The following is a 21,402-nucleotide window of genomic DNA, read 5'->3' as shown; positions in this document are numbered from 1 at the left end:
TTCTTGTCGAGGTTACGACATTTGATTTCAGAACGGTCTTCAAGACCCGGGAGAAACGTCATGAGCAGTACTGGCGACAAAATCAAAGGCAAAGCTAATGAAGTGGCTGGTAACGTCAAGCAAGGCATCGGCAAGGCGACCGACAACAACCGGTTGAAGGCCGAAGGCAAGGCGCAGGAACTCAAGGGCGAAGCCCAGCAAGCCAAAGGTAAAACCAAGGAAGTACTGAAAAAGGGTGTAGACAAGGCGTAGCCCTGAAGGAGAACGGATAAAGGTCATCGCCGAGGTGGCCTTTATCCATCATGGCCTTGAAACCTTTTACAACTCGCCCAGTCCATTTGACGCCAGTGCAATGCTACTGGCATATGGGCAGCCGCATAATCGCAGCGTTTGTCGGTCGGGCGATGTAATGTATTCGGGTTTTTAGCGCAAGGAGACGCCATGATCTTTCCTCACATGCGTCAGTTGCCACTGGGCAAAGTGATGGTTCGTACCGTCACTGAGTTTCTCGATGACGAGATGTCTACCTACGCATCGGCACTGGCCTACCAGATGCTGTTTTCGCTGTTTCCGTTCCTGTTGTTTCTGATTGCCCTGATCGGTTTCCTGCACCTGCCGGACTTCTTCTCCTGGCTGCGTCTTCAGTCTGAGCTGGTTCTGCCACCTCAGGCGCTGGAGCAGGTCAACCCGGTAATCGATCAGTTGCAACAATCCAAGGGCGGCTTGCTGTCCATCGGTATCGTTGTTGCGTTATGGACTGCGTCGGCAGGCGTGCGCCTGATGATGAGCGCCATGAACGCGGCCTACGACGTCGTTGAAGGGCGGCCTATCTGGAAGCGTTTTCCGTTATCGATCCTCTATACCGTGGGCATCGCTGGCATGTTGCTGGCTGCTGCAGGGTTCATGGTGGTCGGCCCGCAGGTCATGAGCTGGTTCGCTTCGCAGATCGGCATGGAGGAATTCATCGTCACGCTCTGGACCGTCCTGCGCTGGCCGATGATCATCCTGCTGCTGATGATTGCCGTGGCCTTGATCTATTACGTCATGCCTGACGTGAAGCAGGAGTTCCGCTTCATCACTCCCGGTTCCGTACTGGCCGTGGTGGTGTGGATCATCGCGTCGCTGGGCTTTGGCTTCTATGTGAAGACTTTTGCCGACTACAACGCCATGTACGGCAGCATCGGCGCGATCATTGTGCTGTTGCTGTATTTCTACATATCGGCGGCGGTACTGCTGCTCGGTGCCGAGATGAATGCCGTGATCGAGCACATGTCCCAAGAGGGCAAGGATGCCGGAGAGAAAGAGGCCGGCGACAATGGCGTACACTCAACCACCAAGCAGCATGTTTCCGGGCTGGGGCGCGATCATTCGGTACATGGCACATTAAAGGCTGACGAATCCTGAGCCAGAGTGCCAGAATCGCTTTTTCGTTCAAGGGACCGACACTCACCATGATCCGCAACATTCTGAAGATGGGCGACGAGCGCTTGTTGCGCATTGCGCCGCCTGTGCCCCGTGAGATGTTTGGCAGCAGCGAACTCAAGACGCTGATTGCCGATATGTTCGAGACCATGAAAAGTGTCGGCGGCGTTGGCCTCGCTGCGCCGCAGATCGGTGTCGATCTGCAACTGGTGATATTCGGTTTCGAGCGCAGTGAGCGCTATCCCCATGCCGAAGCGGTGCCGCAGACCATCCTGCTTAACCCGCTGATCACGCCACTGAGCCCAACCCTTGAAGCGGGCTGGGAAGGTTGTCTGTCGGTGCCGGGCCTGCGTGGCATGGTCGATCGTTACGAAAGCATTCGCTATGAAGGTTTTGACCCCGACGGCCAGCCGATCCAGCGCATCGCCCAAGGGTTTCATGCGCGAGTGGTCCAGCACGAATGCGATCACCTGATCGGTCGGTTGTACCCTTCGCGCATCACCGACTTCAGCAAGTTCGGCTTTATCGAGGTCATGTTCCCGGACATGGACCCCAACGCCGACGACTGACTCAGTGGCCTGCCCGGCACAAGGCAACCAGCGCCTTGCTGCGGCTGAAGCGCATGAACTTTTCGCCCAGTGCATGCGGCAGCCTCTGGGCTGGCTCGAAACCACTCAGCCGATAGAACTCCAGCAAATCCGGATGACAGAACAGCCAGACCGGCCCCGCCAATGGCTCCACGGCATGCCCGATCAGGCGTCGTGCAACGGCCTGGCCACGCAGGTGCGGGTCGACAAACAACCCGGTCAGCCAATGTCCGTCGGCGACTTCGCTCAGGCAAAGAGCGCCGACGATCTGCGACTGTTTTGCCACCCACAGAGTCCCGCGGGGCACGGCGCGCATGGACGATTTATGCTCGCGGTAGAACTTGTCCAGCAAGGGGCGGCAGGCATCAGGCAGGATGCTGAACTGAATGTCGGGCATGGTCGGGCTCTGCTGTTCGAGGCGGGCCATCATACAGAGGCCCGACCCGCTGACGTGACTCATATCAACCGCGGTCTATGATTTATCCATGAGCCGAAAACCTGTTGAATTGCATACTCCCCGCTTGCTGATCCGTGAGCTGGGCAGCACCGATATCCCGGCCCTGGCGGCGATTCTTGGGGATGCTCAGGTCATGCGCTATTCGGTCCGGGGCGTGCTCAGCGAACAAGCCACCGCCGAGTTCGTTCAGGGCTGTATCCATTGCTATGACACCGATGGCTTTGGGCCGATGGCCGTGATTGAAAAGGCTTCGTCACGGCTCGCCGGATTTTGCGGGTTTAACGCCGAACGGGTGGATGGCGTCCGGGAAGTCGAGATCGGCTACCGGCTGGGCACCGCCTTCTGGGGCCAGGGCCTTGCCACCGAAGCCGTTCGGGCCATGTTGCAGCACGGCTTTGCCGTGCTGGGCATGCCTTCGGTCATTGCAATCGTGCAGCCTGAAAACACCGCTTCGGTGAATATCCTGCGCAAGACAGGGTTCAGCGGCTTTATTCATAGCCAATACCATCGCCTGGGTGTACGGATTTATCGCATGACGTGTGAGCAATGGCTGACGGGATCTTCCTGATAACGGCATGACTCGACGGGATGCGACCCCGACTCTGGAAAAGCGTGGATTAACTGTTAAGTTCAAGGTTGCAGTCAATTCATCTCGGGAGGAGGCCATGAATGACTATCAGGGTCTGCCGCCTGTTGTATTCAGGGCACGTGTATCCAGAACAAGCCTGACCCTTTTGGGATGCAGCCTGCTGCTGTCCTTGGCGCTGACTCTGGATGTTCGCGCCGATGAAGACGCGGACGATACGGCGCTGCTGTTCGTTCAGGAACGCCATCTTGGCGACAGCCTGGCCTGGCTGGGTTATCAGGTCGCGTCGCGCACCGTCACCTTTGCAAGCCTTGTCCAGTCCATTGGCAAGACCCAGGCTCAGGACCTGGTGCACAAGGAATTGCAGCGTCTGCAACCCACCTATCAGATGCAGTGGGACCGCAATCTTGCGGCAGCCTATGCTCATTCCTTTACGGCGCAAGAATTGCAGTCTCTGAATCAGGGCAGCAGTTCCCTGTCCTTGATGAACAAGTTCAAGGCCAGGAACAACGAGGTCGGCGCACAGATGAAAGCGCGTTCGTCCGAACTGCTGAAGGCTTTCGTTGCCCAAGCGCTGGGCAATGCTCAGAAGTCACTCGCCCATTGAGGCTCTGCAGGAAATCCACCTGCGTTCGGTGATGCAGCGTTGAAAACAGGCTCACCTTCGCTCGAACACATTTCGTACAGAGTCTGCTCCTATCAAAGCAACACGAAAGCGAGGAACAACACCATGGACCTATTCATGCAAGCCGCCATTGATGAGGCGCAACAGGGATTGGCCGAGGGCGGGATTCCTATCGGTTCGGTCATCGTTCATGACGGCAAGATCATCGGGCGTGGACACAATCGCCGGGTACAAGAGGGCAGTGCAATCAAGCATGGCGAGATGGACGCCCTGGAGAACGCGGGTCGCCAGCCTGCCAGCGTTTATCGCGACTCTGTGCTCTATACCACGTTGTCGCCCTGTGCGATGTGCAGCGGTGCGATTCTGCTCTATGGCATCGGCAAGGTCATCGTGGGCGAAAACGAGACATTCATGGGCGAAGAGGAGCTTTTGCGCTCCCGTGGGGTGCAAGTCGATGTGCTGCACGACACGACTTGCCAGCACATGATGCATGGTTTCATTGCCAGCAAGCCTGAGCTGTGGAGTGAAGACATCGGGGAGTGAAGGCTTAGTGCTATCAAGCCTTCGCGGGCTCTGTGAAGGGTGTTAATCTCGACTCATTGTTCATGTGGTACGGAGTCAGTAATGCCGGTTCAGCGACGCAATAACGTAAACGTCATGGGCGATGGACCGGCCACATTGATTTTTGCTCACGGTTTTGGCTGCAATCAAAACATGTGGCGCTTCATCGCGCCGGTGTTCGCGAAACATTTCAAGGTCGTGCTGTTTGATCTGGTGGGCAGCGGGAAGTCCGAGTTGTCGGCTTACTTCCCGCACAAATATGCCTCCCTGCGCGGTTATGCCAGCGATTTGCTGGAAGTTGTCGAGGAGTTCGCCAATACCGGGCCTGTCATTCATGTCGGGCATTCGGTCAGCGCCATGATCGCGGTACTGTCTGAAATCCAGGCTCCCGGTCGTTTTGCCGCCCACATCATGGTCGGCCCGTCGCCTCGCTACCTCAACGATGACGATTACGTCGGCGGTTTCAGCCAGGCGGATATCGACTCATTGCTGCATACCCTGGAAAGCAACTATCTGGGCTGGTCCAGCACCATGGCGCCAACGCTGATGGGCTCTTCTGACCGTCCCGAACTGGGCGAGGAACTGGCCGACAGTTTCTGTCGCACCAATGCCGATATCGCCAAGCAGTTTGCCCGCGTGACCTTCATGTCGGACCACCGCAGGGATGTCGCGAATTTTTCGGGTAAAACCCTGATTCTGCAATGTAGCGATGACATGATCGTGCCGGTCCAGGTGGGCGAGTACCTTAACCGTGTCATTGAGAACAGCACATTGCGTGTCATCGAAAACGTCGGCCACTATCCTCACATGAGTGCGCCCAAAGCCTGTATCGCGGCGATGAGCGAATTCCTGCAACCTTTTGGATATGCCGAACATGCGGTCTGATTCACCTGCCTTGCCTGATGCTGACGACCTGTTTGACGGAGCTGCCTGCGGTTTATTGCTGACACGGGAAAACGGCACCATCGAACGGGTCAACCAGGCCTTCTGTGTCTGGTTGGGCATGGAGCGCGAGTCGCTGCTGGGGCGGCGTTTTCAAGACTTGTTGAGCATGGCCGGCAAGATTTTCCATCAGACTCACTGGGCGCCTCTGCTACAGGCGCGTGGTTCGGTTGCCGAAGTCAAACTTGAGCTGCTTCATGCTGATGGCCGCCCGATCCCGATGATGCTCAACGGTATACGCCGTGAACATGCTGGCGGCTTCTTCCATGAACTTGCAGTGTTTGTGGCTGAAGAGCGCAACAAGTACGAACGTGAACTGCTGTCGGCGCAAAAGCTTGCCGAAGAGCTGCTGCTGCAACAGATGAGCGTCCAGACAGAGCTGACATCGGCCCGCAACCGCTTGCGCCTGGCCCATGTCGAGGCCGAAATCCGGGCGATCTTTGCCGAGCAGATGGTGAGCATTTTCAGCCATGACCTGCGCAATCCGTTATCGGCGATCAAGATGGCGTCCGGATTACTGGGGCGTAGCGCGCTGGAACCCCGGCAGGAACGCATGCTGGGCCACATCAATCATGCGACCGACCGCGCCCAGCGCATGATTGTCGATCTGCTGGATTTCACCGATGCAAGAGTCGGGCGCGGCATCTCGGTTTCTCCTCTGCCCATTGATCTGCATGCCGTGATTGCCCGCTGTGTTGAGGAAATGCGCGGGGCATTCCCTGGCCATGTCATCACTCATCGTTGCGAAGGCCAGGGCTCCTGTATTGCCGATGCAGACCGATTGGTGCAGGTCATCAGTAACCTGGTTGCCAATGCCATCAACTATGGCTCGGTGGATGGGGAAATTGTGGTGACCTCCGCGCTGGAGTCGAACCGGGTTCGATTGTCGGTGCATAACTTCGGGGAGCCGATACCGCCCGAAATGCTTGATAACCTGTTCGAGCCTGCTGTGCGCAACTCAGGTGACACGGATGAAAATCGCAGCGTTGGCCTGGGATTGTTCATTGTCCGGGAGATTGCCCGGGCACACCTGGGAGACGTGACCGTCCTTTCCACGGCCGAACATGGCACGACCTTTACCGCGAGCATTCCTCAGACAGCCTGAAATCCGCAGGTGCGAGCACGACGTCGGAGCGCTGCGTCAACACCACGCAGCCTCCCACATCGTTTTGTGTTGCCTTGCCCCAGACCATCCTTGTTACAAACTCCCTCGTTATAAACTTGCTCATCTGTCATTCAAGGTCGAACCTGACAACCCAATCGCTATCAAAGCCTTACCATTTCCCTTGAGGGCAAGTGATGAACAGTTTTGTGCGAAACCTCGCAATCGCGGCGCTCGTTGCCTTATCAGGCATCGGCATTGCCCAGGCGCAGGATCAGCCGGGCAGAAACGGTGCCACCAGCAACCCTTATAACAGCCCGATTCATCGCGCCAATCCCAACAGCCGCCAGGGCACTCAGCCGAGCACGCCTCAGGTACGTCCGAACATCGGGCCAGCGCCTCGTCAGCCGACCCTGGAAAACGGCGGGATCCGCAATGGCTATCCAACCCGGCAGACGCCAACCAGCCCGACCAGCCCGACCAATCAGAACACCACGCCTAAACGCCCATGACTCATCTCCCGCAGTAGTCGGGATCTCTACTCAATGCATAAGGAATCGCCCATGTTAAGAAAAACCCTGATCGCGACAATGTGTGCCACAGCTTTGTTGAGCCTGCCATTGGCTGCCAGTGCGGCTGACGAGGCCGTACAGCAGTACAAGAGCGAGCTGGGCACTGTCAGTGTCAGTGAAGTGGTTGGCGGGCTGGATCATCCTTGGGCTCTGGCGTTCCTGCCTGACAAGAAAGGCATTCTGGTCACTGAGCGATCGGGCAATCTGCGTGTCGTCTCGCCGGAGGGCAAGCTGTCCAGCCCGATCTCCGGTGTTCCACAAGTCTGGGCAAGAGGGCAGGGTGGTTTGCTGGATGTTGTGCTTTCTCCTGATTTCGCCAAAGACCGTCTGGTCTACCTGACCTATTCCGAAGGCAGCGGCAAGACAGCCGCCGAAGGCGACAATGCAGGCACTGCTGCCGGACGCGGTCGCCTGTCGGCCGACCTGACCAGACTGGAAGACTTCACCGTGATTTTCCGCCAGCAGCCCAAGCTGTCGGTAGGGAATCACTTCGGTTCGCGGATGGTCTTCGACCGCGAGGGCTATCTGTTCATCGCGCTGGGCGAAAACAATAACCGTCCGACTTCCCAGGACCTGGACAAGCTGCAAGGCAAGGTCGTGCGTCTCTACCCGGACGGCAATGTCCCGAAAGACAACCCCTTCGTCGGGCAGAACAATGTACGCCCCGAAATCTGGTCTTACGGCCATCGTAACCAGCAGGGCGCGGCCCTGAACCCCTGGAGCGGAACCGTATGGACCAACGAACACGGCCCGAAGGGCGGTGACGAGGTGAATATCATCGAGCGCGCCCAGAATTATGGCTGGCCACTCGCGACCCACGGCATCAACTATTCCGGGCAACCGATTCCAGAAGCCAAGGGCAAGTTTGTTGAAGGCACGAAAGTACCGTTCCATGTGTGGGAAAAGTCACCGGGTATTAGCGGTATGGCGTTTTATAGCGACGGCCGTTTCAAAGCCTGGGACCACAACTTGTTTATTGGCGCACTGGCCACCGAAGAGTTGATCCGCTTGCAGTTTGAAGGCGACCGCATTGTTCACGAAGAACGTTTCCTGGGCGATATGAAACAACGCATCCGTGATGTCCGCCAGGGGCCGGATGGTTACTTGTATGTGCTGACCGATGACGATAAAGGCAAGTTGCTCAAAGTCGGTTTGCAATAATAAATAAAAACTCCCGCATGAAAGGTTCATGCGGGAGCGTTCTCAAACGGGGAGGCTTGAGCGAATCGCTTAGCGATCCTGAGCGTCGCGCAGCACTTCACCGGTCTTGGCGTCGACCTCGAAGTCCCACTCCACGCCCTTGGCGTCTTTCAGCTCGATCTGATACACGTAACGGCCAGCGTGTCTTTCAAGCTCGGTATCGTGAATCTGGAAGCCTGGGTGTTTGGCCAGTGCCTGTTTGTTGAACTGTTCAAAGTCCCCGACTGCGCCGGATTTCTGCAGGCGGATTACTTCGTCAGGGCCAATATCGGCTTGGGCCATACCGGCAGCAGTGGTCAGTGCAAAGGCGGTGAAAAGAGCAGGCATAAGTTTCATGGGTTATTCCTTCTGATGGGACTGCTTAATGGATGCTTTACCAGTTGATTCGTTCAACTGTTTTGTTGAAGCCAGATTAATGCGCCTTACTTAATTCATCCTTAAATGTTCAAGGTGTGCGTGTCTGGCCGAAAGTCGCCTCTTGCGTCTTGGTAGACAAAGTTTTCGACGCAGGCAGGCAGAGGTTGTAAAAAAGCGGCGGTGAACGTAAAAGGTGGCCCCCGGCCGGATGGTGCCTCGTCGCTTTCCCGGTCCCCATTCCGCTGGAGTTTCATTGATGAGTACGTCACGCCGACCTGCCGCGCGTCTGGCTTCGTGTCTGTTGCCCTTTGGCATGGCCGTCACTTCACCGTTGCTGGCCGCAGAGCCGGTGAATCTGGATGCCGTGAAAGTGTCGGGAACCGCAGACGCATCCAGCCCCGATTATCAGGCCCGTCAGGCATCGGTGGGTGGCTTTGGCGAGACAGCCCTGATCGACACGCCGGCTTCGGTATCGGTATTCACTGAGGCGCTGATCAAGGACCGTCAGGCCAGGCTGCTCAGTGAAGTCCTGCGCAATGACGCTTCAGTGGGCGACGGCTATGCCCCGGTCGGCTATTACGAGAACTTCGTGGTTCGCGGTTTTTCATTGAATGCCGCCAACAGCTATCGCATCAACGGCCGCACCATTGCGGGCGAGCAGAATGTGGCGCTGGAAAACAAGCAACAGGTGGAATTACTCAAGGGCTTGTCCGGATTGCAGAGCGGTGCTGCCGCGCCGGGCGGCCTGATCAACTACGAAACCAAGCGTGCCCAGGATGTGCGCTCTGTGACGGTGTCCACCAATGAGCACGGCGGTCGCTACATCGCGACAGACGTCGGTGGCTGGTTTGGCAGCGAAAACCAGTTCGGCCTGCGCGCCAACCTTGCCCATGAAGACCTGCGTTCCTACGTCGAGCATGCCGATGGCCAGCGTGACTTCGCTTCCCTGGCCTTTGACTGGAACATCAGCGACCGGGCCTTGCTGCAACTGGACGTCGAATACCAGACCAAGGAACAGCGCTCGGTGCCGGGCTATCAATTGCTGGGCGGTACGGCGTTGCCCCACAACGCCTCGCCGCGCAGGCTGCTGGGCTATCAGAGCTGGTCGAACCCGGTGGGCATTGACTCGCTGAACATGAATGGCCGCTTCGAGTACCGTTTCAACGATGCCTGGAAAGGCAGCCTCAGCGCTTCGCGCAGCCGTGTGGTGATCGATGACTACAGCGCCTTCGCCTGGGGCTGCTATGGCTCGGCCAGTTGTGCCGCCGAAGCGGTGCCCAATCACTTCAGCGCCGAGGGCGGCTACGACATCTACGACTTCCGCAGCCCTGACGACACGCGCCGCAACGATGAAGTCGAAGCGGCCATGACCGGCACCTTCGACACCGGTTCGCTCAAGCATGAGCTGACCTTCGGCACCAGCGCGTTCCGGCGTACCGTGGACACTCGCGGCACCTTCAACGAGATGGTCGGTTCGGGCAACATCAATACGACTCCTGAATCCATCTCGCCTTCGGATCTGCCGTTGCCGCATACCGAACGCCGTCTGGACAGCCGCCAGTACGGGCTGTTCGTTACTGACCGGATCAGCTTCAACGAACAATGGCAGACCGTGCTGGGCGGGCGTCAGGTGCGTCTCGACGAACACGCCTACGCCGAAGATGGCAGCGAACAGCGTCATACCCAGCGCTCGATCTTCCTGCCGCAGGCGGCTCTGATCTACAAACCGGTGGAAAACATTTCTCTCTACACCAGCTATAGCAAAGGCTTGTCGCTGGGCGGCACGGCGGCCTGGTTCACCACCAACGCCAGTGAAATTCTTGCGCCGACCGTGTCGCGTCAATTGGAAGCCGGTATCAAGTATGACTGGCAGCGCATGAGCTTCACGGCTGCGCTGTTCCAGGCGCGTCAGGCCTATCAGTACTCGAAGCCCAATGATGATGGCAGCTTCACCTACGTTCAGCAGGGCGAGCAGAAGAACACCGGCCTTGAACTGGGCGCCAATGGCTGGGTGACCGACCGTCTGCAACTTTCTGCCAGTGCGGCGGCGATCCGGGCGCGGGTCGAGGGCAGCGGCACGGCGGCTTATGAAGATCATCAGGCGCTCAACGTTCCCAGGTATCGCGGCAGCCTCCAGGCCGATTACAGCTTGCCGATCCGTGGCCTGGCGCTGCTGGGCGGCATGCAGTACAGCGCTAGCAAATATGCCAACCGTGAAGGCACCGTGAAGGTCAACGACTACGCTCTGTTCAATATCGGCAGCCGTTACAGCACCCGCCTGGGCGACTACGACACCGTATTTCGCCTGACCGTGGATAACCTGTTCGATAAACGCTACTGGCGCGATGCCGGGGAATACCTGGGCGACGACTACCTGTTCATGGGGGCTCCGAGAACGGCGACCCTGTCGGCTTCGGTCAATTTCTAGCACCCGGAGGCGAACAGGTAGGAGCGAATTCATTCGCGAGGCATCATTGAAGGCGATAGATTTTCTTCGGATGTACCGGCCTCTCGCGAATGAATTCGCTCCTACTGGGCGTTCCACCACGCAAATCTTCGCGCCCTGCGCACGCAGGCGCTCTTTTCAGACATGTTTACGAGGGCTCCATGACAGCCATTGTTAAAACACGCCCTCAGCCATTCTCCAGGGGCGACTACAAGACCTTGAGCCTTGCAGCCCTGGGCGGCGCTCTTGAAATCTACGACTTCATCATCTTCGTATTTTTTGCCCTGATCCTCAGCCAGCTGTTCTTCCCGCCAGACATGCCCGAATGGCTGCGCCTGTTGCAAAGCTTCGGCATCTTCGTCACCGGCTATCTGGCGCGTCCGCTGGGCGGAATTCTGATGGCGCATTTTGCCGACCGTCTGGGCCGCAAACAGATGTTCAGCCTGAGCATCCTGATGATGGCCTTACCCTGTCTGCTGATCGGCATCATGCCGACCTACGCCCAGATCGGTTACTGGGCACCGTTGATCCTGCTGACATTACGCATCCTGCAAGGTGCCGCCGTGGGCGGTGAAGTGCCGAGCGCCTGGGTGTTTGTCGCCGAACATGCGCCTCAAGGGCATCGCGGCTATGCCCTGGGTGTTCTGCAAGCCGGGCTGACGTTCGGGTATCTGCTGGGCGCGCTGACAGCGACCTGGCTGGCCAGAGTATTCACGCCTGCGGAAATCCTCGATTACGCCTGGCGCATTCCGTTCCTGCTGGGCGGTGTGTTTGGTGTCGTGGGTGTCTGGTTACGTCGCTGGTTGAGTGAAACGCCTGTATTTGTCGCCATGCAGGCCCAGCGCGAAAACATGCAGGGCCTGCCGCTGGGCCAGGTGTTGCGCGAACACCGACAGTCGCTGTTGCCTGCGGCCCTGCTCACCTGTGTGCTGACCTCGGCTGTCGTGGTGCTGGTGGTGATCACCCCGACCGTCATGCAAAAACGCTTTGGCATCAGCGCCAGCGACACCTTTGCCCTGAGTGCCGTGGGCATTGTGTTCCTCAATATCGGTTGTGTGCTGGCCGGCATGCTGGTGGATCGTATCGGTGCCTGGCGTGGCGTGATCGTCTACAGCCTGTTGCTGCCGTTGGGCATCGGCGTGCTGTACGCGAGCCTTATCCTGCAGTGGCTTACCCCGGCCATCGCCTATGCCATTGCCGGGCTGGCCTGTGGAATTGTCGGTGTCGTGCCGTCGGTCATGGTGGGGCTATTCCCGCCCGGCATTCGGGTATCGGGTATTTCCTTCACCTACAACATCGCCTACGCCCTCTGGGCCAGCACCACTCCGCTGATGCTCATTGCCCTGATGCCCTGGAGCCCATGGGTCTGTGTCGCCTATGGCGTTGTCATGGGCGGCGCAGGTTTGCTGACCGCAGCCGTCTTTGGCCTGCACAAGGGAATGTCGGTCGATGATGGTGCGGCCAGCCGGAGTTGAGCCTCGCGCCGGCAATGTTCAACCCCCTCTCAAGCGTGACGAGTACTCAGCCTGCCTGCCATGGCAGAAGGGCTGAGTGGTTGTGACATACATTGTTGTGACGTGTGTTTGAATATGTGTCAGTAACTGGATCCAATTGTAACAACTGATTGTAATTCTCATTGTGCAAGTTTATCTTTCGCCTGCCTATGCGCAGCGCTATTCATGCCGTCGAATAAAACTATCCAATCTAAAAGCTGGGTAAAAGTTTTCTATGGGGATTTTTTAATGAATTAGCTGGGAGTGTTCTGGCAGTAGTGTAGGAGTTTTCTTTGTCTATGAGAGTTTCTGGTGGTTTTCTTTATGTGGGTTTGAATTTGTTTTTGTGTACAGGGTGAGCTGTGAAAAATAGTTCTAAATAAATGTATGGGTGTGCCGATTTGTTATTGATGCCAAGGAAGGTGAGTGTAAGAAACTTCCTACAGTTTGCATGTGGACAGGCTAATCACAAGGAGAAACAACATGTGGGTGACAATCAGGGAACGGGAGGTCTTGCATCTGCTATTGCAAGGCTGCACCAACAAGGAAATAGCGCAGCAGCTCTGTATCAGTGGCTACACCGTGCGCGATCACGTTTCTTCGCTGCTCAGGAAGAGCCAGGTAAAGACTCGCACCGAGCTTATTGCTGGCTATGTTGCTCGGCTGATGACAAGAAAGAACGTGCAACCCCCTACATCTGTCGGGTTGTGCAACGAGACAGACTGCACATAATTCGCTTTGTTCCGGGTGGGGCCGGTTAGTGTGATCAAGGGACTGGCTGCATTCGGTTTGTTCGATAAAAAGTGTCCGGTGCCTTGAAGTCAGTGACCTGGCAGTTGGGGAGGCTGTCGTGGTTTTACTTGCCGGATGAAACTTGTGGGCACAGAACCGATTGCTGAACTTTGGCGCTCATTCGTTTGTGCGGCATGGCGATAAATATCGGTTTTTAAATTCAGCACAACGAAAGAGCAAACAATAAGAAGGAGTTATTTCATGGATGTCTGTTTCATTCAGAGTGAGGAGCAGCCGCATCAGTCAGTGCGGCTGGCCCTCCATGCGTCAGGTATTGCTGTCCTGATGGATTTTCAACACCTGGCGGCCCGGCAGTCCGCATTGTCCATGGCCCAACTCAGCGAGCAGCAGGCCAACTTGCTGGGGCCCAAGGGGCTGTTCGCCAGGTTTTCCCAAGAGATCCCGCAACTGGGGAGGCAGGCATCGGTTTTTGAGGACCTGTATGAGATCAAGGACCGTGAACATCAGTTGCTGGTAGAAAAGACCGTCCGCTTCATCCTGGGGCGTTACCGTCGGCGCGAGGTCACGCAGAACCCTTTTACCGGGATGTCCCGGGAGTTCCTGTGCTGTGTCGTGTATGACGAAGCGGCGCCCTATACCCAGGCTGAGCGCTATGCCGCAGGCGAAGCGTTACGCCAGCGCGATAGCGAGTATTTCGCCAAGCTTATTGCCACGACCCGTGACACGGTCGAGCGGCGCATTGTCTTTCATGGCCTGCTGGAACATTTTGACGGCTTGCTGCCGGTGGAACAGAGCATTTACCCGCTCAACTACCGAGCGGTTCAGCAAAGCCATCTCGATCACGAGGAAGCCCTCTACGGCAATCTCGACCTGACCCAGCCACTGAGCGTGATTTTCGAAACGCATACGCCTGAATGGTTGCTGGAGAACCTTTGCGTACTGGCGGGGAGTTCCCATTGATGGCTGAGCCTGGCAAGGGCAGAGGCGGGGTGATCAGTGCTGGATCGTCAGGCGCAGATATTCCTGCGAGTTGTCCTTGATGCTGACCACCCGGTTTCGGCCGCTGGCCTTGGCCATGTAGAGCGCCTTGTCCGCGGCGTGCAGCCACATGGCCGCATCCGTGATATCAGGCTGGTAAGCCGCAATCCCGATGCTCAGGCTGATATTGAGGTCAGGGAGCAGGGCGTCGGTATTTTCCTTGACCACACTGCGCAGGCGTTCAAGTATCTCGCTGGCCTGCTCGGCGGAGGTGGAGGGCAGGATGATGCAGAACTCATCGCCGCCATAACGGCCTGCCAGGTCGGTATCGCGCAGGTTTTCAGACAGTGCTTCGCTGATGTTCTTGAGCACCGTGTCACCCATGATGTGGCCATAGGTGTCATTGATGGACTTGAAATGGTCAATGTCGATCAGAGCGATGGAACACGGATGCTCCTGTTTGCGGCTCTTGATGAACTCGGCTTCGAGCAGGTCTTTCCACGAGCCGTGATTGATGAGGCCCGTCAGGCTGTCGGTGCGGCTGAGTTCACTCAGGATATTCCGGTGTTCCCATAGCCTGAGAGCGAGCTGATGGCTCATCCAGCCAATGAATATCGGATAGATCACCAGCACAGGAAGGCAGGCATAGATCTGGGCCGTGTTGTTGTCGATATTGATCACTGGGGACAGCGCCAGAAGCGCGATGATTGCCCCCAGAAACTGCGCCAGAAAACCCTGGACCATCAATCGTGTGCCACCGGCTGCGATGTTGTGCATGGCCATCATCGCCAGCACGGTAACGCTGGGCAGCACGCTGAACCCCATCGCCCCGACCCAGAAACCTCCCATCAGGGAGTCCGTGAGCAGATTGCGCCATTCGGCTTTGTAGGGGTAAGAGGAGCGTTTTGCGATCTGGTAAGCGACGTGAGGCCAGACAAAGGCATTGAGCAATACCAACGGCCATAGCCAGTGTGGGGCACTGACCTGATACAACGACACTGCCACAGTGAAGAAACCTATGCTCACGCCAAGGGTGCGTGGGGCATAGATTCTTTTGGCAAATGAAAGACCTTTGCCGTGTTGTGTGTTCATAGCGCTTACCGGACTGTTGTGCGACCCGGCCAGAAACCCCTGTACTTGACCGAAAGGCAAGAGTTTCGCCTGATGGCGGCATACATGGGAAGAGCCTTTTGCCAGTAATCCCGAAATATTGTCGCCGGCAAGCCGGCTCCCACAGTATTACCAGCGCTGCGCCAGAGACATCACAACACTTGATGCAGACCGAGCCAGTGAATTCGCTCAGGTGCAGGCCAAACAAGCGGGCTTTTCAGTCAGATGCTGTCAGCCCTGCCACTGACGAGCCTGACGCTGCGTCCACCAGGCCACGGCAATCGCAAGCAGCGCGACCCCGGCTGCGACATACCCCACCGACCCAAGCCCAAGATGCTCGATGGTTGCACCGCCGATGATCGAGCCCAGCCCGATACCGGCATTGGCCGCCGACACATTCAAGGTGCCCGCCAGTGCCTGGGCCTGCGGTGCGGCTTTCATCACGCGAATCTGGCAGATCGGGAACAGCGCGGTGTGCGCAATGCCCCATACCATCAGCACCACCGCCAGCAACGGCAACGAACCGGCCATCGGCACGCTGGCACTCATGCCCAGCGCCAACAGCAAAGCGAACACCATGGTCGAGCCCAGCGGGCTGCGGTCCACATAACGTCCACCCAGACCATTGCCGATCAAACCGACTGCACCAAAGCCCATCAACCACCATCCGACCTGAGCCGGAGCGATGCTGGCGACACGCTCAAGGGTATCGGCCAGATAGGTGTAGGCCGCGAACATCGCGGTGAACAGCAAGATAGACAACAGCAGGTTTGCCAGGAAATTCGGGTCGCGCAGGATTCTGGCCTGCTGCTTGAGGCCGACTTTCTCGCTCGGTGCCAGATGCGGCATCGACAGGGCCAACAGCAGCGCCATCAACCCGGAAAGTACCGTCAGCGCCCAGAATGTCCCGCGCCAGCCCACCGCATCGGCAAACACCGTCCCCAACGGAATACCCAGCAGCATGGCCGCCGAAATCCCCAGGTAAACCTGCGCCACGGCTTTACCGGCGTTTTTCGGGCCAGCCAGCAGGCTGGCGGTTTCACTGGCCGTCCCCCAGAACACCGGCAGCGCCAGCGCCGGGATAAAGCGCGCCAGTGCCAGCACCCAGATATTTGTCGACACCGCTGCCAACGCATTGGAGGCCGCAAAGATCAGCAGGATCGCGATAAAGGTGCGTTTGCGGTCCAGGTGCGAAAGCATGGCCGTCAGCGGCGGGCCGAAAAGCATGACCGTGAAGGCAAACAGCGTGACCAGCAAACCCGCCACAGAGATCGAAACCCCAAGGTCCCGCGCCAGAGCAGGCAACAGGCCGATAATCAAAAACTCGGTGGTGACGATCACAAAACCTGCGAGCGCCAGAATGGCAATGGACAAACCCGTGCCCGTGGAACGCGCATCGCTGCTTGCGACGCTAGAGCTAGATTCTGAATACGACATGACACACAGCCTGAAACGAAAGAATGTGTCAGTTTATTGCGGAAAAGAGTTCTTATCTTTGGAGAATTTTCAGAGCACTATGGAAATAATTTCCATAATTGGAGGCATAGCGTGTTCTCTCCTGATCGTCTCAAGGGCATCACCACTTTTGTTGCTGTGGCCAACGCAGGCAGCTTTACTGCCGCTGCCGAGCGTTTGAACCTGACCAACTCTGCCGTCAGCAAAAGCGTGGCGCGGTTAGAAGGCCGCCTGGGCATGCGCCTGTTCGAGCGCACCACCCGCAGCCTGTCCCTGACCGAAGAAGGCGTGTCCTACCATGGCGTCTGCATCCGCATCCTCGCGGAACTGGAGGACGCGGAAACCGCATTGTTGGCGCAACGCTCCGAACCGGCGGGGCAATTACGCATCGACCTGCCAGCCACGTTCGGGCGACTGAACGTGCTGCCTTTGATCCTCAAGTTTGCCGAGCAGCATCCCAAACTGCGCCCTCGGGTCACTTTTACGGATCGCTTCGTCGATCTGCTGGAAGAGGGCATCGATCTGACCGTGCGCATTGGCGGGCCACAAGTCTGGCCGGTGGGCGTTGGGCATCGCTACCTGGGAACCGAGCGGGTGATCTTCTGTGCGTCCCCGGCCTATCTGAAACGCCACGGCATACCGCTCACCGCCGAAGAACTGAGCGGGCATGACTGCATTGTGTTTGGCAGAGGCGATGGCAGCACCAGCCCATGGCTGTTTATCGATGCTCAGGGCCAACCCGAAACCCGCGCCATCGAAGGCCGGATCGTCGTCGGCAACGGCGAGGCACTGGTAGCCGCCGTCACCTCAGCCTGCGGCATCGCCCAACTGGCAACCTGGCTGATCGAGGAACAACTGCAACGCGGCGAACTGGTGGAAATCCTCCCGCACCTGAGCACCGACGGCCTGGCCCTGCACCTCGCCTGGCCCCGCAGCCGCGAAGCATTGCCCAAGGTGCAGGCGTTGATCGAGCTGCTTGCCCAATCACTCCGGGTGTAGGGAATAGCGGCAAGCGGCAAGTTACAAGCTGCAAGCTTTTGACTTACCGCTTAAAGCTTGCAGCTTAAAACTCCTATTGCCCAATAACCGTTTTCACCATCTGCTCATGTTCCACCGCGTTCTTGGCATTGGAAATCACATTCAAGATCGCCGACCGACTTCCCGACGCCGCCACCACGGTCGTGCTCAACACTTTCGCGCCGCTCATGGTCGCCGAGGTATCGATCTGACGAATTCCCAGGCCATTCTTCTTGACGATCTTCTTCTCGCCCAACTCCTTGAAGTCCTTGTAACCGGAGCGTTGCTGAGCCAGCGTCCCGGCGACCAGACCATCCAGCACCAGGCTGTCGTTATCGCTGGCCTGCATATCCATCGGGATCGGCGTTTCAGTGACAATCAACACCCGCTTCTGGGCCTGATGGGTGTAAAGCGCGCCACTTACGCCCTGAGCAATGGCCTTCGCATCGATTTCAGGCATCTCGCCCCGCACGTAGCCGGCCGGCAGCGTGAACGCCAGTTTGCCGTCGAGTAAAGACGCTTTCTGAGTGGCAGCAGCCTGTTTCTCGGCGGCGGGTTTCGTGGCTGCCTGAGCACTCACGATGCCTTGGCAACTGGCCAATGCAACGCACACCATCACGGCTTTAAGACTGAACGATCGCATTGGACTTCCCCATACATCAGTGGCTGAAAAGTTTAAAAAGTTGTTTAAAAACATACACAAAGTTAAAGGTGTCGTTTGTTCATACTGTCCTGAATATACCCCGTATACCCCGACACTTTGGATAATCCGTACAGCCCCAGAAATGTCCACCGGCATTACGCCCGGTACGTGCCACTTTCATGATCATGGTCTTTTTACAGTGCGGGCAATTGGGCGCGGCAGGTTCTATGACCGGTTTGGGAGGTGCCGGTTTTTTAACAGTTTTGCGTACTGCAATAACCGGAGCAGATGGTGTTTTTTCGACCGGCTCAACGGGCTGCGGCGCATGGGGGGCCGGAGTCGTGGGGGATTCCTCCACGGGCTGGCGCTTGCGTCTGGCCAGCAACGAAATCAGGGCAGCGCTCAGCCGCTTGGGCAGTTTACTGACCCGATAGACAAGAGTTTCAAGGCTGGAAGAAGGTTTGCGTGACATGGCGTTGCCTGTGGTGTGCGGGGTGAGTCGCTTGGAAATGGGCGCTCATGGTGCAGAGGTCAAGAAGATGAAGCAAAGGATTTATGGCCTTTCAAGCCCGCACATCCCCCGCTCGCAAAACCGCGTGCCAGTGCCGCCAAACACCCGCGAAGCACCTGTTTAAACAAACAAAACGGGGGGCAAGTAGTGACTCTCTTGTGTGCAAAAGCTTCTACCTCTTCACGCTTGAACGGCCGTAAAAATAAATGGCGCTTCAAACGTTGGAAAATGCAGCACAACAATAATTAAAGGCCCTATCAACAGGGTCGATAAATATGCCAATGCGATTCCGGTTGTCACTTTGAAAGACTGTGCTAAACCTTCAAGGTACCCGGTATTTGAAGATTTTATCAGGGAGAGGTCTTCTAGATGCGTGTAAACATGCCTGTCACCCAGAACGAGAGAACCTTTCCCGCTTCTGAACGTTTGATTTCCACCACCGACCTCAATAGCCACATCACGTACTGCAACGATGCCTTCGTAGCGCTCAGCGGTTTCACACGTGAAGAGCTGATCGGCCAGCCACACAACCTGGTCCGCCATCCAGACATGCCACCTTCGGTCTTCGCCCACATGTGGGAAACCATCAAACAGGGCAAACCCTGGATGGGCGTGGTCAAGAACCGTTCCAAGCAAGGCGACTACTACTGGGTGAGCGCCTACGTGACCGCCGTATACGAAAACGGCCGCATTGTCGGTTATGAATCGGTGCGCTCGGTCCCGACCCGCGATCAGGTACGCCGTGCCGAAGCGCTCTATGCGCGGTTGCGTGCAGGCAAGTCTGCGGTTTCCAAGCTCGGCAGCGCGCAATATCACCTGCTGCGCCAGTTGCCGATGGTTCTTTGCGCCCTTGCCCTGATGGTGGGCGTGTACCTGCTGGACGACAATGCATCCTTCGTCATGATCCTGGTGGTATTGGTTGCCCTGGGTGGCTACCTCGAAGCCCGCCATCGAAGCAGCATCCAGAAAACCCTCGACGACCACCCCAAGGCGTTTACCAGCCCACTGGTTGCCCTGACCTACAGCGACAACCGCGGGCCTCAGGCGCAACTCGACCTGGCTTTGCTCAGCGAAGAAGCGCGCCTGCAAACCGCCTTGACCCGCTTGGTGGATACCGGCGAAAGCGTCAGAAAGCACGCCGGGCAATCGGCGCAACTGTCGCATCAACAAGCCCGTTCGCTCGATCAGCAGCGCAGTGAAACCGACCAGTCCGCCACCGCGATCAACCAGATGGCGGCGACCATTCAGGAAGTCACTCACAACGTCCAAAGCACCGCCCATGCCGCCGAAGAAGCCGACAAACTGGCACAGCAAGGCCGCAACCTTGCCGATGACAGCCTGCTGGCGATTCGTCACATGGCCAACTCAGTGACCGAGATCGGCACCGCCGTCGGAGAACTGGCCAGCGCCACCCAATCCATCGGCAGCGTCGTCGACGTGATTACCGCCATTGCCCAGCAAACCAACCTGCTGGCCCTCAACGCCGCCATCGAAGCCGCTCGTGCGGGTGAACAAGGTCGTGGTTTTGCCGTGGTAGCCGATGAAGTCCGCTCGCTGGCCTCACGCACCCAGTCCTCGACTGAACAGATCCAGCAGATCATCACCTCATTGCGCGACGGTGCCGACCGAGCCGTGCAGACCGCCAGCAAAGGCGAACAGATCTCCCAGGAAAGCGTCGCCAGCGTCGAAGCCGTCCAAAAGGCCCTCGACGGCATCAGCCAGGCCGTCACCCGGATTACCGGCATGAGCCAACAAATGGCCTCCGCCTCGGAAGAACAGACCCACGTAGCAGAAAACATCAGCCAGCAAATCACCCGCATCGCCCAACTCTGCGACCAAAGCGCCGGTCAGGCGCAACAAGGCTCACAGATCAGCAAAGAGCTGGAAGAAATGGCTGAGTACCTGCACAGCCTTGCGGAGCGGTTTAATCGATAAATGTCTTCGCGAATAAATTCGCTCCTACCGGGTTATGGGGATTTTTAAATCTCCACATACTTCCGTAGGAGCGAATTCATTCGCGAAAAAACCGATCACATCAAAACCTATGGTTACTCTCTTGTCGCAGAACGGTTGACCTACTTTTTCCGATCCTTCCATATATCAAAGTGTATATCTTCCTTTTTTCGGAAATAGTGGTTTTCAACGCTCACGGTGTTTAAAACCTGTTTTTCGTGCGAACCACGGTTTTCTTTCCCAAGGCACGGCAGAGGATGAGGCGTAAGCAAAAATCAGTGCGAATGAAATCCAGCCAAGTGTTGAGCTGTCTTGAGTGCCATAGAAAGGAAGTTTTTCTTTTTCTATGAAGCGCATGTGAAGGTAAATAAAAAATATGTTGTATGTCATGACGGCCCAGAATTTTACCGTTGAGAAATTCTTTCCAGAGAATGCAGATCGTGCCCAAAGTGAAGGCAGGTAAAAGGCAATGCTCATGAGTGTGAATGTTAAGTAAATTATGGCGTTGCCCATATGGAGAAGGTGGAATAGATAGGTGGTTCATGCAGTTTAGGTAGTTATTTTCTTACGATTCTGATCCGATGTACCCATGGTGTTATGTGGGTAAAAGCGTGTGCAAAGAGCATGACAAA

23 protein-coding genes and 1 pseudogene are annotated in these 21,402 nt (G+C 57.0%); 17 read left to right on the top strand and 7 right to left on the bottom strand.

What is annotated here, in order from left to right:
• The first annotated feature begins 60 nt into the window (after window positions 1–60).
• The 3 genes from ACODS3_RS17960 to def all read left to right on the top strand — a co-directional run bounded on the left by ACODS3_RS17960 (window position 61) and on the right by def (window position 1,991).
• Complete coding sequence (locus tag ACODS3_RS17960; RefSeq protein ID WP_025261413.1) at window positions 61–252, top strand: CsbD family protein; 192 nt, start codon at window positions 61–63, stop codon at window positions 250–252.
• Between the two features lie 189 nt (window positions 253–441).
• Window positions 442–1,404, top strand: coding sequence for a YihY/virulence factor BrkB family protein (locus tag ACODS3_RS17955; protein WP_025261412.1), 963 nt, complete (start codon window positions 442–444; stop codon window positions 1,402–1,404).
• A gap of 47 nt (window positions 1,405–1,451) precedes the next feature.
• On the top strand, window positions 1,452–1,991 hold the full coding sequence (def, locus tag ACODS3_RS17950; protein ID WP_201000033.1) for a peptide deformylase: 540 nt from the start codon (window positions 1,452–1,454) through the stop codon (window positions 1,989–1,991).
• Window position 1,992: 1 nt separating this feature from the next.
• On the opposite strand, the gene ACODS3_RS17945 is transcribed toward def, so the two are convergent.
• Window positions 1,993–2,406, bottom strand: a complete 414-nt coding sequence (locus ACODS3_RS17945; protein ID WP_201017522.1) for a GNAT family N-acetyltransferase — start codon at window positions 2,404–2,406, stop codon at window positions 1,993–1,995.
• 88 nt (window positions 2,407–2,494) lie between these two features.
• Here ACODS3_RS17945 and ACODS3_RS17940 point away from each other — a divergent pair, with 88 nt between their 5' ends.
• The 7 genes from ACODS3_RS17940 (at window position 2,495) to ACODS3_RS17910 (ending at window position 8,015) form a co-directional block, all read left to right on the top strand.
• Window positions 2,495–3,034 (top strand): GNAT family N-acetyltransferase, encoded by a 540-nt coding sequence (locus tag ACODS3_RS17940; RefSeq protein WP_201017300.1) that lies wholly within the window; start codon window positions 2,495–2,497, stop codon window positions 3,032–3,034.
• Window positions 3,035–3,131: 97 nt separating this feature from the next.
• Window positions 3,132–3,659, top strand: coding sequence for a hypothetical protein (locus tag ACODS3_RS17935; RefSeq protein ID WP_201017299.1), 528 nt, complete (start codon window positions 3,132–3,134; stop codon window positions 3,657–3,659).
• A gap of 123 nt (window positions 3,660–3,782) precedes the next feature.
• On the top strand, window positions 3,783–4,220 hold the full coding sequence (locus ACODS3_RS17930; RefSeq protein WP_025261408.1) for a nucleoside deaminase: 438 nt from the start codon (window positions 3,783–3,785) through the stop codon (window positions 4,218–4,220).
• 81 nt (window positions 4,221–4,301) lie between these two features.
• Window positions 4,302–5,123 carry an alpha/beta fold hydrolase gene (locus ACODS3_RS17925; protein WP_201017297.1) on the top strand — a complete coding sequence of 274 codons (822 nt, stop codon included), beginning with the start codon at window positions 4,302–4,304 and terminating at the stop codon, window positions 5,121–5,123.
• The gene (locus ACODS3_RS17920) at window positions 5,113–6,285 is read left to right on the top strand and encodes a PAS domain-containing sensor histidine kinase (protein WP_304575947.1); all 1,173 of its coding nucleotides are present in this window, start codon (window positions 5,113–5,115) and stop codon (window positions 6,283–6,285) included. The genes ACODS3_RS17925 and ACODS3_RS17920 overlap by 11 nt, the downstream gene beginning before the upstream one ends.
• Window positions 6,286–6,479: 194 nt before the next feature.
• Entirely contained in the window at window positions 6,480–6,794 is a 315-nt protein-coding gene (locus ACODS3_RS17915; RefSeq protein ID WP_489035552.1) for a hypothetical protein, read from the top strand.
• A 51-nt stretch (window positions 6,795–6,845) separates the two neighbouring features.
• Complete coding sequence (locus ACODS3_RS17910) at window positions 6,846–8,015, top strand: PQQ-dependent sugar dehydrogenase (protein ID WP_489035550.1); 1,170 nt, start codon at window positions 6,846–6,848, stop codon at window positions 8,013–8,015.
• A 69-nt stretch (window positions 8,016–8,084) separates the two neighbouring features.
• On the opposite strand, the gene ACODS3_RS17905 is transcribed toward ACODS3_RS17910, so the two are convergent.
• A complete protein-coding gene (locus ACODS3_RS17905) occupies window positions 8,085–8,390 on the bottom strand; it encodes a PepSY domain-containing protein (protein WP_025261403.1) in 306 nt (101 codons plus the stop codon).
• Window positions 8,391–8,667: 277 nt separating this feature from the next.
• On the opposite strand from ACODS3_RS17905, the gene ACODS3_RS17900 reads away from it, so the two are divergent.
• The 4 genes from ACODS3_RS17900 to ACODS3_RS17885 all read left to right on the top strand — a co-directional run bounded on the left by ACODS3_RS17900 (window position 8,668) and on the right by ACODS3_RS17885 (window position 14,063).
• Window positions 8,668–10,839: a TonB-dependent siderophore receptor gene (locus ACODS3_RS17900; protein WP_489035548.1), complete on the top strand. Its 2,172-nt coding sequence runs from the start codon at window positions 8,668–8,670 to the stop codon at window positions 10,837–10,839.
• Between the two features lie 179 nt (window positions 10,840–11,018).
• Window positions 11,019–12,332 (top strand): MFS transporter, encoded by a 1,314-nt coding sequence (locus ACODS3_RS17895; RefSeq protein WP_489035546.1) that lies wholly within the window; start codon window positions 11,019–11,021, stop codon window positions 12,330–12,332.
• 501 nt (window positions 12,333–12,833) lie between these two features.
• On the top strand, window positions 12,834–13,082 hold the full coding sequence (locus ACODS3_RS17890) for a helix-turn-helix domain-containing protein (protein WP_201000024.1): 249 nt from the start codon (window positions 12,834–12,836) through the stop codon (window positions 13,080–13,082).
• A 261-nt stretch (window positions 13,083–13,343) separates the two neighbouring features.
• Window positions 13,344–14,063 carry a hypothetical protein gene (locus tag ACODS3_RS17885; RefSeq protein ID WP_201017292.1) on the top strand — a complete coding sequence of 240 codons (720 nt, stop codon included), beginning with the start codon at window positions 13,344–13,346 and terminating at the stop codon, window positions 14,061–14,063.
• A 33-nt stretch (window positions 14,064–14,096) separates the two neighbouring features.
• On the opposite strand, the gene ACODS3_RS17880 is transcribed toward ACODS3_RS17885, so the two are convergent.
• On the bottom strand, window positions 14,097–15,173 hold the full coding sequence (locus ACODS3_RS17880; protein WP_489035543.1) for a diguanylate cyclase: 1,077 nt from the start codon (window positions 15,171–15,173) through the stop codon (window positions 14,097–14,099).
• A 249-nt stretch (window positions 15,174–15,422) separates the two neighbouring features.
• Complete coding sequence (locus ACODS3_RS17875; protein ID WP_489035541.1) at window positions 15,423–16,628, bottom strand: MFS transporter; 1,206 nt, start codon at window positions 16,626–16,628, stop codon at window positions 15,423–15,425.
• 111 nt (window positions 16,629–16,739) lie between these two features.
• Here ACODS3_RS17875 and ACODS3_RS17870 point away from each other — a divergent pair, with 111 nt between their 5' ends.
• Window positions 16,740–17,645, top strand: a complete 906-nt coding sequence (locus tag ACODS3_RS17870) for a LysR family transcriptional regulator (RefSeq protein WP_489035539.1) — start codon at window positions 16,740–16,742, stop codon at window positions 17,643–17,645.
• Window positions 17,646–17,718: 73 nt separating this feature from the next.
• Here ACODS3_RS17870 and ACODS3_RS17865 read toward each other — a convergent pair whose 3' ends face one another.
• Window positions 17,719–18,306, bottom strand: coding sequence for a DcrB/PsbP domain-containing protein (locus ACODS3_RS17865; RefSeq protein ID WP_201017288.1), 588 nt, complete (start codon window positions 18,304–18,306; stop codon window positions 17,719–17,721).
• Window positions 18,307–18,385: 79 nt separating this feature from the next.
• Window positions 18,386–18,778: a topoisomerase DNA-binding C4 zinc finger domain-containing protein gene (locus tag ACODS3_RS17860; RefSeq protein WP_489035537.1), complete on the bottom strand. Its 393-nt coding sequence runs from the start codon at window positions 18,776–18,778 to the stop codon at window positions 18,386–18,388.
• Between the two features lie 408 nt (window positions 18,779–19,186).
• Here ACODS3_RS17860 and ACODS3_RS17855 point away from each other — a divergent pair.
• Window positions 19,187–19,468: pseudogene (locus tag ACODS3_RS17855) on the top strand (PAS domain-containing protein); the annotation flags it as partial.
• 249 nt (window positions 19,469–19,717) lie between these two features.
• Window positions 19,718–20,752 carry a methyl-accepting chemotaxis protein gene (locus ACODS3_RS17850; protein WP_371856563.1) on the top strand — a complete coding sequence of 345 codons (1,035 nt, stop codon included), beginning with the start codon at window positions 19,718–19,720 and terminating at the stop codon, window positions 20,750–20,752.
• Between the two features lie 204 nt (window positions 20,753–20,956).
• Here ACODS3_RS17850 and ACODS3_RS17845 read toward each other — a convergent pair whose 3' ends face one another.
• Window positions 20,957–21,247, bottom strand: a complete 291-nt coding sequence (locus ACODS3_RS17845; RefSeq protein ID WP_201000016.1) for a hypothetical protein — start codon at window positions 21,245–21,247, stop codon at window positions 20,957–20,959.
• Window positions 21,248–21,402: the final 155 nt, after the last annotated feature.

Source organism: Pseudomonas sp. FG43 (assembly GCF_057809175.1).
The sequence above is the reverse complement of the archived record's forward strand: the minus strand, read 5'-3'. Positions and strand labels throughout refer to the sequence as shown.

Coding starts and splice junctions, on each gene's coding strand:
- ACODS3_RS17885 (WP_201017292.1), top strand. CDS start 13,344: ATGGATGTCTGTTTCATTCAGAGTGAGGAGCAGCCGCATCAGTCAGTG.
- ACODS3_RS17930 (WP_025261408.1), top strand. CDS start 3,783: ATGGACCTATTCATGCAAGCCGCCATTGATGAGGCGCAACAGGGATTG.
- ACODS3_RS17845 (WP_201000016.1), bottom strand. CDS start 21,247: ATGAGCATTGCCTTTTACCTGCCTTCACTTTGGGCACGATCTGCATTC.
- ACODS3_RS17890 (WP_201000024.1), top strand. CDS start 12,834: ATGTGGGTGACAATCAGGGAACGGGAGGTCTTGCATCTGCTATTGCAA.
- ACODS3_RS17875 (WP_489035541.1), bottom strand. CDS start 16,628: ATGTCGTATTCAGAATCTAGCTCTAGCGTCGCAAGCAGCGATGCGCGT.
- ACODS3_RS17880 (WP_489035543.1), bottom strand. CDS start 15,173: ATGAACACACAACACGGCAAAGGTCTTTCATTTGCCAAAAGAATCTAT.
- ACODS3_RS17865 (WP_201017288.1), bottom strand. CDS start 18,306: ATGCGATCGTTCAGTCTTAAAGCCGTGATGGTGTGCGTTGCATTGGCC.
- ACODS3_RS17955 (WP_025261412.1), top strand. CDS start 442: ATGATCTTTCCTCACATGCGTCAGTTGCCACTGGGCAAAGTGATGGTT.
- ACODS3_RS17945 (WP_201017522.1), bottom strand. CDS start 2,406: ATGCCCGACATTCAGTTCAGCATCCTGCCTGATGCCTGCCGCCCCTTG.
- ACODS3_RS17960 (WP_025261413.1), top strand. CDS start 61: ATGAGCAGTACTGGCGACAAAATCAAAGGCAAAGCTAATGAAGTGGCT.
- ACODS3_RS17915 (WP_489035552.1), top strand. CDS start 6,480: ATGAACAGTTTTGTGCGAAACCTCGCAATCGCGGCGCTCGTTGCCTTA.
- ACODS3_RS17905 (WP_025261403.1), bottom strand. CDS start 8,390: ATGAAACTTATGCCTGCTCTTTTCACCGCCTTTGCACTGACCACTGCT.
- def (WP_201000033.1), top strand. CDS start 1,452: ATGATCCGCAACATTCTGAAGATGGGCGACGAGCGCTTGTTGCGCATT.
- ACODS3_RS17935 (WP_201017299.1), top strand. CDS start 3,132: ATGAATGACTATCAGGGTCTGCCGCCTGTTGTATTCAGGGCACGTGTA.
- ACODS3_RS17940 (WP_201017300.1), top strand. CDS start 2,495: ATGAGCCGAAAACCTGTTGAATTGCATACTCCCCGCTTGCTGATCCGT.
- ACODS3_RS17925 (WP_201017297.1), top strand. CDS start 4,302: ATGCCGGTTCAGCGACGCAATAACGTAAACGTCATGGGCGATGGACCG.
- ACODS3_RS17910 (WP_489035550.1), top strand. CDS start 6,846: ATGTTAAGAAAAACCCTGATCGCGACAATGTGTGCCACAGCTTTGTTG.
- ACODS3_RS17850 (WP_371856563.1), top strand. CDS start 19,718: ATGATCCTGGTGGTATTGGTTGCCCTGGGTGGCTACCTCGAAGCCCGC.
- ACODS3_RS17920 (WP_304575947.1), top strand. CDS start 5,113: ATGCGGTCTGATTCACCTGCCTTGCCTGATGCTGACGACCTGTTTGAC.
- ACODS3_RS17895 (WP_489035546.1), top strand. CDS start 11,019: ATGACAGCCATTGTTAAAACACGCCCTCAGCCATTCTCCAGGGGCGAC.
- ACODS3_RS17860 (WP_489035537.1), bottom strand. CDS start 18,778: ATGTCACGCAAACCTTCTTCCAGCCTTGAAACTCTTGTCTATCGGGTC.
- ACODS3_RS17900 (WP_489035548.1), top strand. CDS start 8,668: ATGAGTACGTCACGCCGACCTGCCGCGCGTCTGGCTTCGTGTCTGTTG.